Genomic DNA, 11935 nt, shown 5'->3' on the forward strand with positions numbered 1-11935 from the left:
TCAATCCGGCATGTGCTTGAGCAGGATCTGGGCAATGGCATAGGCGCGCTTTTCAAGGAGCACCGGCGTTTCGCAGACATAGGTGAGGGCCTGCGATCGATCGCGATAGATGCGCTCATCCCAGTCGATCTGTTCCTCCAGCTTGTCGATACGGTCGAAATCCGGCTTTCCCTCGCCCGAGAGTTTCGCCACCTCGACCCGACTGCCGTCGATCCGGGAGGCCAGCGCGATCTGGCTGCGGGAATATCGGGCAATCCCCGCCATCAGCCGTTGCCGGGTATCGGCGAGATTATCAAACACGCCGTAGAAGATATTGCCGAGCAGCTGGCCGTCGACCGGAGCATTCTCCTCGACGAAGGCCTGAACATGGGCCCCTGCCTCTTCCAGGGTCACCCGGCGAAGCGACAGAATCGCCACCAGGTCGGTTGCCGCAGGCGTAAGTGGCGCTCGGGTTACCGGCGCCGGCCACATCAAGCTCGCCGAGAGGTTCTCGACCTTGCGCTGAATGCAGGGCCAGTCGGGATCGGAAAAATCCGCCGCACCTGCAATGCCGGGAGCTTGCGCCAGGCAGAATGCCAGACCAAGCGCGTGACATGCGGCTCTCATCTTACGTGTCTCCGTGGTCGAACGAGCGTCAGTATAGGCGCACCCAGAGAGAAGCCAAAGGTCGCGATTTACACACTAAGGTCGCAATTGTCATTGCGCTTGGCCCGTCGGTAATCTGCAGACAAGGCCCCATAAGGCGACCCCTACATAACGCTGTTACCGGGAGGCATTTCATGCGCACTCGCGCTGCTCTGGCTGTCGAAGCCGGAAAACCCCTTGTTGTGACCGAAGTCGAGCTCGAAGGTCCACGGGCCGGCGAGGTGCTGGTCGAGGTCAAGGCGACCGGCATCTGCCACACCGACGATTTCACCCTGTCGGGCGCCGATCCGGAAGGGCTGTTCCCGGCGATCCTCGGCCATGAGGGCGCCGGCATCGTCGTCGATGTCGGCCCCGGCGTCACCTCGGTGAAGAAGGGCGACCACGTCATCCCGCTCTATACCCCGGAATGCCGCGCCTGCCCCTCCTGCCTGTCGCGCAAGACCAATCTCTGCACCGCCATCCGCGCCACCCAGGGGCAAGGGCTGATGCCCGACGGCACCTCGCGGTTTTCGATCAACGGCGAGAAGCTGCACCACTACATGGGCTGCTCGACCTTTGCGAACTTCACCGTGCTGCCGGAGATCGCCGTCGCCAAGGTCAACCCCGACGCGCCGTTCGACAAGATCTGCTACATCGGCTGTGGCGTGACCACCGGCATCGGCGCGGTGATCAACACCGCCAAGGTCGAGATCGGTGCGACGGCGATCGTCTTCGGGCTTGGCGGCATCGGCTTGAACGTCATCCAGGGGCTTCGCCTTGCCGGTGCCGACATGATCATCGGCGTCGATTTGAACAACGACAAGAAGCCCTGGGGCGAGAAGTTCGGCATGACCCACTTCGTCAATCCGAAGGAGGTCGGCGACGACATCGTGCCCCATCTTGTCAACCTGACGAAACGCGGCGCCGACCAGATCGGCGGCGCCGACTACACCTTCGACTGCACCGGCAATGTCAAGGTGATGCGCCAGGCGCTCGAGGCCTCGCATCGCGGCTGGGGCAAGTCGGTGATCATCGGCGTTGCCGGGGCCGGCCAGGAGATTGCGACGAGGCCGTTCCAGCTGGTCACCGGCCGCACCTGGATGGGCACCGCCTTTGGCGGCGCGCGCGGCCGCACCGACGTGCCGAAGATCGTCGACTGGTACCTGGAAGGCAAGATCGAAATCGACCCGATGATCACCCACACGATGCCGCTCGACGACATCAACAAGGGCTTCGAACTGATGCATTCCGGCGAAAGCATCCGCAGCGTCGTGATCTACTGAGCGCGCGAAGATGGAACTTGTAACGCAAAACCAATGTTTCGGCGGGACGCAGTCGGTTTACCGGCACGCGTCCGGGGTTTGCGGCGTCGAGATGACATTCGGCCTTTTTATGCCGCCGCAGGCGCGGACGCGTCCGGTCCCGCTGCTGTGGTATCTCTCGGGGCTGACCTGCACGCATGAGAACGCCATGATCAAGGCCGGCCTGCAGCGGTCCGCGGCGGAGCATGGGCTGGGACTGGTTTTCCCCGACACATCGCCGCGCGGCGAAGGCGTCGCCGACGATGAGGCCTACGATCTCGGCCAGGGCGCGGGGTTCTACGTCAATGCGACACAGAAGCCCTGGGCACGACACTACCGGATGTACGATTACATCGTCACGGAATTGCCCGCACTGCTGCAGGACCAATTGCCGATCAATGGTGTCAACGGCATTACCGGGCACTCCATGGGCGGCCATGGCGCGCTGACGATCGCCTTTCGCAACCCGGAAATGTACCGCTCGGTTTCGGCCTTTGCGCCGATTGTCAATCCGACCCGGTCCGACTGGGGCCGCAAGCAGTTTTCGGCTTATCTCGGCGACGACGAGGCCCACTGGGGCAACTACGACGCCTGCCTGTTGCTCAGCGAACACGGCTGGCACGGCGATATCCTGATCGATCAAGGTGCGGCGGACCAGTTTCTGGAACAGCTACAGCCCGAGGCGATGGCGCGGCTGCTGGCGGAGCGGCGGCAGCCCGGCGTCCTCAGGATGCAGGCGGGATACGATCATAGCTATTTTTTCGTGGCGAGCTTTGGCGAGGACCACGTGCGCTGGCATGCAGAGCGGCTGAACGCCGCGTAAGGGAGAGGAAGGCATGGCTTCAAGACTTGGCATCGTACTGGCGGCAACAGTCCTGTTCGGCGGAATTATCGGAGGCGCTGTTGCGCCGGCGCTTGCCCTGGATCCCTCAGCCGGCGATCCAGCGGCGGGCGAGAAAGTCTTTCGCAAGTGTCAGGCCTGCCACGCGGTCGGTGCAGATGCCAAATCGAAAACCGGCCCTGCGCTGACGGGCGTAATCGGCCGGCCGGCCGGCAAGGTCGAAGGCTTCAGCTATTCCCCCGCGCTGACCAAAGAGGCCGAGGCCGGGTTGGTGTGGACGCCGGACAAGATCGGTGAGTTTTTGACCAACCCGAAAGGGTTCCTACCCGGCACCAAGATGAGCTTTGCGGGATTGCGCAAGGATCAGGAGCGCGCCGATCTGATCGCATACTTGGCGACCTTTCCTTGATGCAAGCAGGAAGGGCCGAACACCAGCAGGAGGAATGTAGCCCCGGCAACGGGGATTAGTATCGCAAGCCGATACCGGGAAAGAGGAGACCGCAAGGTTTTCCCGGGGCGAGCGGGGTGAATTGCCCTGATCGGCAGCACTCAAGAGGAGGATGAAATGAAACGACTTCTTACAATGCTTGCCTTGATGTCGATAGGCGGCGCGCAAGTCGCCCTCGCCAATCCAGAGTTGCAGAAACAGATCGACGACCCCAACCAGTGGGCGATCCAAACCGGCGACTATGCCAACCAGCGCTACTCCAAGCTCGATCAGATCAACAAGGATAACGTTGGCAAACTGCAGGTGGCGTGGACTTTCTCGACCGGCGTTCTGCGCGGTCATGAAGGCTCGCCCCTGGTTATCGGCGACATGATGTATGTCCATACGCCGTTCCCGAATACGGTCTATGCGCTGGATCTCAGCAAGGAAGGTCAGATCGTCTGGAAATACGAGCCGAAACAGGATCCGGAAGTCATTCCCGTGATGTGTTGCGACACGGTCAACCGTGGCGTCGCCTATGCCGATAACAAGATCTTCCTGCATCAGGCCGATACGACGGTCGTGGCGCTGGACGCCAAGACCGGCAAGGTGATCTGGAGCGTCAAGAACGGCGATCCTTCGAAGGGCGAGACCAATACCGCCACCGTTTTGCCGGTGAAGGACAAGGTTATCGTCGGCATCTCCGGCGGGGAGTTCGGGGTTCGAGGTTCGGTGACGGCCTATTCGATGGCAGATGGGAAGCTGCTGTGGCGCGGTTATTCCATGGGCCCGGACAGCGATACGCTGATGGATCCTGAAAAAACCACCCACCTGGGCAAGCCCGTCGGCAAGGACTCCGGTACGGCCACCTGGGAAGGCGATCAGTGGAAGATCGGCGGCGGCACGACCTGGGGCTGGTATTCCTATGATCCCGACGAGAACCTGGTGTATTACGGATCGGGTAACCCTTCGACCTGGAACCCGACCCAACGACCCGGCGACAACCGCTGGTCGATGACCATCTGGGCCCGTGATGTCGACACCGGCATGGCCAAATGGGTCTACCAGATGACGCCGCATGACGAATGGGACTATGACGGCATCAACGAGATGATCCTGACGGAGCAGCAGGTTGACGGCAAGGATCGCAAGCTGCTGACCCATTTCGATCGTAACGGCTTCGGCTACACACTCGATCGCGTGACCGGCGAACTGCTGGTGGCGGAGAAATACGATCCGACCGTCAACTGGGCGACCGAAGTGGTCATGGATCCGAAGTCCGACCAGTACGGCCGGCCGCAGGTCGTGGCGCAGTATTCGACTGAAAAGAACGGCGAGGACACCAACTCCACGGGCATCTGCCCAGCGGCGCTCGGCACGAAGGACCAGCAACCCGCCGCCTTCTCGCCGAAGACCGAGCTTTTCTATGTTCCCACCAACCACGTCTGCATGGATTACGAGCCGTTCCGGGTAACCTACACCGCGGGTCAGCCCTATGTCGGCGCCACTCTGTCGATGTATCCGCCGAAGGACAGCCACGGAGGCATGGGTAACTTCATTGCCTGGGACAATAAGGAAGGCAAGATCAAGTGGTCCCTGCCGGAAGCGTTCTCCGTCTGGTCGGGCGCGCTGGCAACAGCGGGTGATGTGGTCTTCTACGGAACGCTCGAGGGCTATCTGAAGGCCGTCGACGCCGCGACAGGCAAGGAGCTCTATCGCTTCAAGACGCCTTCCGGGGTGATCGGCAACGTGATGACCTATTCCCATGGCGGCAAGCAGTACGTGGCCGTGCTCTCGGGTGTCGGGGGCTGGGCGGGTATCGGCCTGGCAGCCGGGCTTACCAACCCGAATGACGGTCTCGGAGCGGTCGGCGGCTATTCCGCCCTCAGCAACTACACCGCGCTGGGCGGCACGCTCACCGTGTTCTCGCTGCCGAACTAAAGGCAATCTTCGCCCACTGAATTGGCGCGGGTGGTGGAAGCCCGCGCCGGTTCGCTCTCTGCCTAAAAGGACGCAAGATGACTAGAACAAGACCAGCCCTGCCGATGATCCTCGCCGCGTGGACGCTTATGGCCGGCGCCGCAGGCGCACAGGACGCCCCGGCGGCAAAGGACAATATCACGGCTGCCCGCCACGAAAATGGACGCTACTACACTGCCGACGACGTTCCGACCTTCAATATCGCCAAGGATGGTACGGTCGACTGGATGACCTATTCGGGCTTCCGCCGCTATCACTCGGAATGCCATGTCTGCCATGGTCCCGAAGGCGAAGGTTCGAGCTATGCGCCTGCCTTGAAGAAGTCCGCCATAACGATGGATTACTACGATTTCGTCGAAGTCGTCACGAACGGGCGCAAGAAGGTGAACGTTGCCGAAAACTCGGTAATGCCCGCCTTTGGTCAGAACGCCAATGTGATGTGCTATCTCGACGACATCTACACCTATCTGAAGGCGCGCGGAGCCGATGCGCTGCCGCGGGGTCGCCCGGCCAAGAAGGAGCCGAAATCGGATGCGATCCGGGATACTGAAAGCGACTGTCTTGGCCATTAGCCGCTTTGCGGCAGCCGGCGTTCTGCTCGTAGCGGTTGCCGGCGCCGCACCGGCGGCGGCTCAGACTTCGGACCTGGTGTCGAAGAAGGCGTTTCGGGTCTGCGCCGATCCGGCCAATCTGCCGATGTCGGATCGCTCAGGTGCGGGGTTCGAGAACCGGATCGCCGAGCTGATGGCGGCGAAGCTCGGGCTGCCGCTGGAATACACCTGGTTTCCCATGGCGACCGGCTTTATTCGCAAGACCCTGCAAGCCAACGCCTGTGATGTGGTCATTGGCTTCGCCCAGGGCGACGAAATGGTGTTGAACACCAACCATTACTATACCTCGGCCTATGTGCTGATCGTCGCGTCGAGCGGTCCGCTGGCCGAAGTCAAGACACTGACGGACCCCCTTCTCAAGGACAAGCGGATCGGCATCGTCGCGGGAACCCCGCCGGCGACGCATATGGCAAGAAACGGGCTTCTGCCAAAAGCGAAGGGATACCATCTGATGGTCGATCGGCGCTATGAGGATCCAGCCGACGACATGCTCGCCGACCTGAAATCCGGTGCCATCGACGCAGCCATCCTCTGGGGGCCGATCGGCGCACCACTGGTCAAGGCAAGCCATCCGGATCTGAAGGCGACGCCGCTTTTGTCGGAGCCGACGCCGCCGAAGCTCTTCTACCGCATCACCATGGGCGTGCGGCAAGGCGAGAAGGTCTGGGAGCGCAAGTTGAATTCCCTGATCCGCCGAAACCAGTCCGAGATCAACGCCATTCTCGCAAAGACGGGTGTGCCGCTCCTGAACGATATGGGGACAGGTCCGCTCGAGCTGCCAAAATGACCCGCCTGCGGCTCCTTTCCCTGTTTTTGCTTGTCGCTTTTCCAGTCGGGGCCACCGAGGAGCCGACCGGCTATCGCGAGAGCGAATACCGCGCCGAGGTGCCGGCAACGCTTTCCGGTGCGACCGTGGTCTCGACCGAAACCGCCTATACGTTGTGGAAGGCGGGCCGGGTTGCCTTCATCGACGTCCTGCCGCGGGCGCCGAAGCCGGAGAACCTGCCGGCGGGAACGGTCTGGAACGAAAAGCCGCGACTATCCGTTCCTGCCGCCCTGTGGCTGCCGAACGTCGGCTATGGCCGTCTGGCGGACACCATGCAGAGTTATTTTCGCGTCGGGCTGGAAAAGGCGACGGGCGGCGACAAGGAACGGCCGGTGCTGTTCTTCTGCCTCGACGGCTGCTGGATGTCCTGGAACGCCGCCAAGCGTGCCCTGGAATATGGCTATACGCATGTCTTCTGGTATCCCGAGGGCACCGACGGCTGGACATCGGCCGGTTATCCGACTGACCGCCTCACACCGGAGCCGGGTGGGCATTGATGATCACTGCCGTGCGGTAGGCTCCCGGAGCTGACCGGGCGCCGGCGCCGCGGAGAGAAACCGTCCGAAAGCACGCGGCCCGTCACCGGTTGCGATCTCGCCGATAATCTCCAGGCTTTCGGCGTCGATGACGGTGAGGCTGTTTGAAAACCAGTTCGCCACGACGACCTGTCGGCCATCCGTCGTTGTGTCGATGCCCTCCGGATATTCGCCGGTGTCGATGACGGTGACCGTGGCCAGGCTTTGCGCGTCGAAGACGCTGACACTGTCATCATACTGGTTGGTGACGAACCCCCGGCCTGAGGCAAAGGTCACCGCATAGGGTCGTTCGCGGGTTGCTGCATGGCCGAGAACCCGACCGCTGAGCGGATCGACGGCCGTCACCGTGTTGCTGCCGACATCTGCGGAGAACAGCCGGCCGTCCGGCGAAAACGTGACGCCGAACGGACGCAAACCGACGGTCACGCGATGGCGCAGCGTCAGCGTCTCGGCGTCAAAAATGGAGACCTGGTTGGCGTCCCGGTCGGCGGTCGCCAGCCACTGCCCGTCGGGGGAAACGGCAAGGCCGGCTGGTGCACTGCCGGTTGAAAGCACGTTCAAGGTGGCGAGGTCGTCAGCGGCGACGACCCAGATCCGCGCATTGTACCAGTCCGACACAAAAAGCCGGCCGCGCCGCTCATCGACCGCAATCCCGATCGGCCCGCCGTCAAGGCTGCGCTCCGCTTCCGGCGTAGAGGCCGGCATGCCGTAGCGGCGCAGCATCTTGCTTTCCGGGCTGACGGTGAAGACCGCACCAAGCTCAGGGGCGACTGCGATGCCTGCCGGCTGGCCCGGCACTGGAACCCGTTCGACCTCGGCCATCCGGTCGAGATCGATCACGCTCAGATCGCTGGACGACTGATTGGTGACATAGGCATAGTCCGCGAAAGCGCTTCCTGGGGTCGTCAGGCCGACGAGCACCGCGGCGAGGAGGAGGCGCCTATTTGCCAAACTTCTTTTCGAGCGCATCGAGGCCGGCCTTATATACCGCGCCAACCGCGGCGAGGGCTGCCTCGTCGTTCAGGTTGGCGGGGGGATCATTGTTCGGATAGCCGCGATAGAAAGCGCCCTTCCATTCGATATGCGAGCCGCCGCCAGTGTTCGGGGTCACTGTCAGATGTCCGGAATAATTGGTGACGGGCAGCACCTCCACGGCGACTTCGGTGATGCGGTAGGAGTAGGACATTTTCGCTGCATCATACTTATAAAGGACTTCGGAGATTGTCGGGCCGCCGGCCGCTTTCAACGTCAGCACGCGCGTGGCGTCGAGTGCATTCCCACCCTGGCCGGTGGTCGAAGAAACGGCCGGGTGCCAGCTCATATCCTGGAAATTGCCGATCACTGCCCAAACTGCTTCCGGTGCCGCTGCGACATCGACCGAGAGCGCCAGCTTCTGCCGTGTCGGGCCGTGGGCCAGGGCCAAGCTTGGCAACATCAGCAAGAATGTCAGCAGGAAGTGACCGAAATATCGCATGATAGGCCTCACGATTTGAAGAAGTGATTTTTCAGGATGTAACGGATGCCGCGCATCCAGCTTTCGTCAGTGTTCGACCGGATATCGACTGCAAGGCCGCGCAGCGTCTCGCCGGAGCGCACGTCGCGCAGCACGAGGTTCATCGACAGGATGAGGTTGGATATCTTCTGTACCTCACCGACCAGCGCATAGTCGGCGCCGAGTCGGGCGGCCATGCGCACGTCGCAGCCGTAGCAGTCGGCCGGGTTGACCGTACTGGCGAGTTCGGTCGCCACGGGATCATTCGAGAGGATGACGAAACCTTCCTCGACGAAGCGGTCGCGTGTAGCGCCCTCCAGCAGCTTAATCCGCGCTGTTTCGTCGGGACGCACACCGTTGTAGGCGCCCTCCGTCGACCAATCTGTGAAGGTCATGCCGAGGAACGCCACCTTGGCGCCCGGCTTCAGCGGCTTGTCCAGAGCCGCCAAGGCAACCGTGGTCGAAAAGGCCAGTATAAGCGCGATCAAAATGCGTTGCATGGGCTAAGCGTAGCACACACATTTTGATAAACCACGCTCCTTAAGTATCGGTTTTGCAACACAAACTGCGCTGTTAATCTTCCGAAGGCATGAAGATTGGGAGGTCGTTCCGGCAATGTCTAGCCTTTCGCTTACGCTTGCCGTTTTTTGCGCGACGGTGCTCGTCGCGCTCCCTTTGCGGGCGATGGAGGTGAAGACGGCCGTGCTGCGGGTTGACCGTGTGGCCGGCCCGCCGATCTCGCGGCTCGATGCGCCGCCTGCCGACCTGGGTTTTGCCGGCGGGATGCTGGGGAACGAAGACAATCGGACGACCGGCCAATTCACGGGCATGGACTACACGCTGAAAACGCGAGCAGTTTCGCCGGAGCAGGCGGCCGCCGCGCTCGATGCGTTGAAAGCCGAAGGCATCGGCCTCATCGCGGTGATCGCCGAGGGCGATATCCTCAAAGCGCTGTCTGACAAGGCCGGGCCCGAGGTGCTGCTTTTGAACGCCGGCGCTCGCGACGAGACGCTGCGCGACGGCGACTGCCGAGCCAATGTGCTGCACGTCTCGCCGAGCCGCTCCATGCTCAGCGACAGTGTCGTCCAGTTCCTCATGTGGAAGAAATGGTCGCGCGTCCTGCTGATCCACGGTTCGCATCCCGAAGACAAGCTGCTCGCCGACAGCTATCGCAAATCGGCCGCTAAATTCGGTGCGGAGATCGTCGAAGAGCGCGAGTTCGTCGACACCGGCGGCGCTCGGCGCACCGATACCGGCCATGTCATGGTGCAAAGACAGATCCCGGTATTTACTCAGGATGCCGAGGATTATGACGTGATCGTCGCAGCCGACGAAGCCGGCGTCTTCGCGCCCTACCTGCCTTATCATACCTGGGACCCGAAGCCTGTTGTAGGCTCTGCGGGCCTGCGTGCGGCGTCCTGGCATGCCGCGCATGAAGCTTGGGGCGCCACGCAGTTCCAGCGCCGCTTCGAGAAACTGACCGGCCGCAATATGCGTGAGGAGGACTACCAGACCTGGCTTGCCATGCGTGTGATCGGCGAGGCGGTGACACAGTCGGGCAAGGCCGACCCCGCGACCATCAGGGCCTATGCCCTTTCGCCGGACTTCGAATTGGCGGCGTTCAAGGGCCGGAAGCTGACCTTCCGCACCTGGAACGGGCAAATGCGCCAGCCGGTCCTTCTGACCGATGGCCGAGTGACGGTGTCCGTTTCGCCGCAGGACGGCTATCTGCATCAGCATTCGCCGCTCGACACGCTGGGCATCGATGCACCCGAAACCGCCTGCCAAGCCTTTGGAGGATAGAATGCTGAGATCCGTACTGGTGCTCCTGCCGGCCGTTCTGATGTTTGCCGGTCCTGCCGAGGCCAACAAGGTGTTCGTCACCAATGAACGCAGCAACAACGTGACCGTGCTCGACAGCCAAAGCTGGGAGGTGATCGCCACTTTTCCGGCCGGCAACAGGCCGCGCGGCATCACGATCAGCCCGGATGGCAAGGAACTCTATGTCTGCGCCTCGGACGACGACACCGTCCGGGTCTTCGATCCCGAGACCTACAAGGAATTGCATACGCTGCCGTCGGGTCCGGATCCGGAACTCTTCGCTCTCGATCCTTCAGGTAATCCTCTCTACGTCGCCAACGAGGACGACAATCTGGTAACCGTCGTGGACGTCAAGACGCGCCAGGTTCTGGCCGAGGTGCCCGTCGGCGTCGAACCGGAAGGTGTTGCAGTCAGTCCGGACGCCAAGACGATCATCAATACCTCCGAAACCACCAATATGGCGCATTTCATCAATGCCTCCACCTACGAGATCGTGCACAACGTGCGGGTGGACCAGCGCCCGCGCTATGCCGAATTCACGGCCGACGGCAAGAAGCTTTACGTGAGCTCTGAAATCGGCGGCACGGTTTCGGTGATCGACCTGATGGCGCCCGAACCGGCGATCGCCAAGAAGATCAGCTTTGCCGTGCCGGGCATTCAACCGGAATGGTTGCAGCCGGTGGGCGTCAAGGCGACCAAGGACGGCTCGCGTGTTTTCGTGGCGCTCGGCCCGGCCAACCGTGTCGCGGTGATCGACGCTGTGCGCGACGAAGTTATCGATTACCTGCTCGTCGGACAGCGTGTCTGGCAAATGGCATTCACCCCGGGCGAGGAATTCCTGATCACCACGAATGGAAACTCTAATGACGTTAGTATCATTGACGTCAAGGAGGAAACGGTGATCCGCTCGGTTCAGGTCGGCGAGCAGCCTTGGGGGGTTGTGGTCGCCCCGAATTAAGCGAGAGCCATGGATTAAGAGATATTGGGAGGATTTTCATCGTGCATAGATTGATTTTCGCGGTGCTTGCGGCGCTCTTTCTGGCAGGTCCGGCCGGTGCCGCGCCGCTTTGCGGCGAGCTCGGCTTTTCCGGATTGCTTGCCAAATGCAACCGGGGCGAGCCGATCGAGATCACGCTCAGTTCCGGCAAGCCGCTGGGCAAGGGTGCCATTGCGCTGCAGTCCGGCGCCTATTACGAAATGCGTATCACGGCGGACGGGTCGGCGGAACTGGCACTCACCGGTGCGCCGTTCTTTCGCGCGATCTGGATGAACGAGATCGTCATCAACGGCATAGAAGTACGTCCCATGGCGATTGACAGCCTCGAATTCGACGAGGCGGGCACAGCGACGCTGTCGTTTATCGCGATAAAGCCGGGCAGCTACGAGGTGAAGATTCCGGACACCTCAAGCGACAGTCAGAAGGTGCAGATTTCTATTCAGTGAGCAGACTGCACGAGGAGGCCGCTGGACGGCGAG

Annotated in this window: 14 protein-coding genes; 10 read left to right on the forward strand and 4 right to left on the reverse strand. The window is 61.8% G+C overall.

Going from position 1 to position 11935, the window contains the following annotated elements:
- On the reverse strand, positions 1-606 hold the full coding sequence (locus ILFOPFJJ_RS31310; protein ID WP_173514369.1) for a hypothetical protein: 606 nt from the start codon (positions 604-606) through the stop codon (positions 1-3).
- Between the two features lie 173 nt (positions 607-779).
- Here ILFOPFJJ_RS31310 and ILFOPFJJ_RS31315 point away from each other — a divergent pair, with 173 nt between their 5' ends.
- From ILFOPFJJ_RS31315 to ILFOPFJJ_RS31345, 7 genes are all read left to right on the forward strand, one after another.
- A complete protein-coding gene (locus ILFOPFJJ_RS31315; protein WP_173514370.1) occupies positions 780-1907 on the forward strand; it encodes an S-(hydroxymethyl)glutathione dehydrogenase/class III alcohol dehydrogenase in 1128 nt (375 codons plus the stop codon).
- 10 nt (positions 1908-1917) lie between these two features.
- Complete coding sequence (fghA, locus tag ILFOPFJJ_RS31320; protein WP_173514371.1) at positions 1918-2748, forward strand: S-formylglutathione hydrolase; 831 nt, start codon at positions 1918-1920, stop codon at positions 2746-2748.
- A gap of 13 nt (positions 2749-2761) precedes the next feature.
- On the forward strand, positions 2762-3175 hold the full coding sequence (locus ILFOPFJJ_RS31325; RefSeq protein WP_173514372.1) for a c-type cytochrome: 414 nt from the start codon (positions 2762-2764) through the stop codon (positions 3173-3175).
- Between the two features lie 156 nt (positions 3176-3331).
- Positions 3332-5134 (forward strand): lanthanide-dependent methanol dehydrogenase XoxF5, encoded by a 1803-nt coding sequence (gene xoxF5, locus ILFOPFJJ_RS31330; protein WP_173514373.1) that lies wholly within the window; start codon positions 3332-3334, stop codon positions 5132-5134.
- Between the two features lie 77 nt (positions 5135-5211).
- Entirely contained in the window at positions 5212-5745 is a 534-nt protein-coding gene (locus ILFOPFJJ_RS31335) for a c-type cytochrome, methanol metabolism-related (RefSeq protein WP_173514374.1), read from the forward strand.
- Positions 5705-6571: a substrate-binding domain-containing protein gene (locus tag ILFOPFJJ_RS31340; protein ID WP_173514375.1), complete on the forward strand. Its 867-nt coding sequence runs from the start codon at positions 5705-5707 to the stop codon at positions 6569-6571. Before ILFOPFJJ_RS31335 ends, ILFOPFJJ_RS31340 begins: the two co-directional genes overlap by 41 nt.
- On the forward strand, positions 6568-7107 hold the full coding sequence (locus ILFOPFJJ_RS31345) for a PQQ-dependent catabolism-associated CXXCW motif protein (RefSeq protein WP_173514376.1): 540 nt from the start codon (positions 6568-6570) through the stop codon (positions 7105-7107). The genes ILFOPFJJ_RS31340 and ILFOPFJJ_RS31345 overlap by 4 nt, the downstream gene beginning before the upstream one ends.
- 3 nt (positions 7108-7110) lie before the next feature.
- Here ILFOPFJJ_RS31345 and ILFOPFJJ_RS31350 read toward each other — a convergent pair whose 3' ends face one another.
- Genes ILFOPFJJ_RS31350 through ILFOPFJJ_RS31360 form a run of 3 tightly spaced genes read right to left on the reverse strand, consistent with a single transcriptional unit; the run spans position 7111 to position 9138 of the window.
- A complete protein-coding gene (locus tag ILFOPFJJ_RS31350) occupies positions 7111-8097 on the reverse strand; it encodes a YVTN family beta-propeller repeat protein (RefSeq protein WP_246299942.1) in 987 nt (328 codons plus the stop codon).
- Positions 8087-8620 carry an SRPBCC family protein gene (locus tag ILFOPFJJ_RS31355; RefSeq protein WP_173514378.1) on the reverse strand — a complete coding sequence of 178 codons (534 nt, stop codon included), beginning with the start codon at positions 8618-8620 and terminating at the stop codon, positions 8087-8089. Before ILFOPFJJ_RS31355 ends, ILFOPFJJ_RS31350 begins: the two co-directional genes overlap by 11 nt.
- 8 nt (positions 8621-8628) lie before the next feature.
- Complete coding sequence (locus tag ILFOPFJJ_RS31360; protein WP_173514379.1) at positions 8629-9138, reverse strand: DUF3280 domain-containing protein; 510 nt, start codon at positions 9136-9138, stop codon at positions 8629-8631.
- Positions 9139-9253: 115 nt separating this feature from the next.
- On the opposite strand from ILFOPFJJ_RS31360, the gene pedA1 reads away from it, so the two are divergent.
- From pedA1 to ILFOPFJJ_RS31375, 3 genes are read left to right on the forward strand one after another with little or no spacing between them, the layout of a single operon-like run.
- Positions 9254-10441 carry a lanthanide ABC transporter ABC transporter substrate-binding protein PedA1 gene (gene pedA1, locus ILFOPFJJ_RS31365; protein WP_173514380.1) on the forward strand — a complete coding sequence of 396 codons (1188 nt, stop codon included), beginning with the start codon at positions 9254-9256 and terminating at the stop codon, positions 10439-10441.
- 1 nt (position 10442) lies between these two features.
- Entirely contained in the window at positions 10443-11417 is a 975-nt protein-coding gene (locus ILFOPFJJ_RS31370) for a YVTN family beta-propeller repeat protein (protein WP_173514381.1), read from the forward strand.
- Positions 11418-11449: 32 nt separating this feature from the next.
- A complete protein-coding gene (locus ILFOPFJJ_RS31375) occupies positions 11450-11902 on the forward strand; it encodes a cupredoxin domain-containing protein (protein WP_376741484.1) in 453 nt (150 codons plus the stop codon).
- The last annotated feature ends 33 nt before the right edge of the window (positions 11903-11935 follow it).

Source organism: Sinorhizobium psoraleae (genome assembly GCF_013283645.1).
In the GTDB taxonomy this organism is placed as follows: domain Bacteria; phylum Pseudomonadota; class Alphaproteobacteria; order Rhizobiales; family Rhizobiaceae; genus Sinorhizobium; species Sinorhizobium psoraleae.

Excerpts from the sequence above, each read along its gene's own strand:
- ILFOPFJJ_RS31360 (WP_173514379.1), bottom strand. The coding sequence starts at position 9,138 with ATGCAACGCATTTTGATCGCGCTTATACTGGCCTTTTCGACCACGGTT.
- ILFOPFJJ_RS31310 (WP_173514369.1), bottom strand. The coding sequence starts at position 606 with ATGAGAGCCGCATGTCACGCGCTTGGTCTGGCATTCTGCCTGGCGCAA.
- ILFOPFJJ_RS31345 (WP_173514376.1), top strand. The coding sequence starts at position 6,568 with ATGACCCGCCTGCGGCTCCTTTCCCTGTTTTTGCTTGTCGCTTTTCCA.
- fghA (WP_173514371.1), top strand. The coding sequence starts at position 1,918 with ATGGAACTTGTAACGCAAAACCAATGTTTCGGCGGGACGCAGTCGGTT.
- ILFOPFJJ_RS31355 (WP_173514378.1), bottom strand. The coding sequence starts at position 8,620 with ATGCGATATTTCGGTCACTTCCTGCTGACATTCTTGCTGATGTTGCCA.
- pedA1 (WP_173514380.1), top strand. The coding sequence starts at position 9,254 with ATGTCTAGCCTTTCGCTTACGCTTGCCGTTTTTTGCGCGACGGTGCTC.
- ILFOPFJJ_RS31335 (WP_173514374.1), top strand. The coding sequence starts at position 5,212 with ATGACTAGAACAAGACCAGCCCTGCCGATGATCCTCGCCGCGTGGACG.
- xoxF5 (WP_173514373.1), top strand. The coding sequence starts at position 3,332 with ATGAAACGACTTCTTACAATGCTTGCCTTGATGTCGATAGGCGGCGCG.
- ILFOPFJJ_RS31370 (WP_173514381.1), top strand. The coding sequence starts at position 10,443 with ATGCTGAGATCCGTACTGGTGCTCCTGCCGGCCGTTCTGATGTTTGCC.
- ILFOPFJJ_RS31325 (WP_173514372.1), top strand. The coding sequence starts at position 2,762 with ATGGCTTCAAGACTTGGCATCGTACTGGCGGCAACAGTCCTGTTCGGC.
- ILFOPFJJ_RS31315 (WP_173514370.1), top strand. The coding sequence starts at position 780 with ATGCGCACTCGCGCTGCTCTGGCTGTCGAAGCCGGAAAACCCCTTGTT.
- ILFOPFJJ_RS31340 (WP_173514375.1), top strand. The coding sequence starts at position 5,705 with ATGCGATCCGGGATACTGAAAGCGACTGTCTTGGCCATTAGCCGCTTT.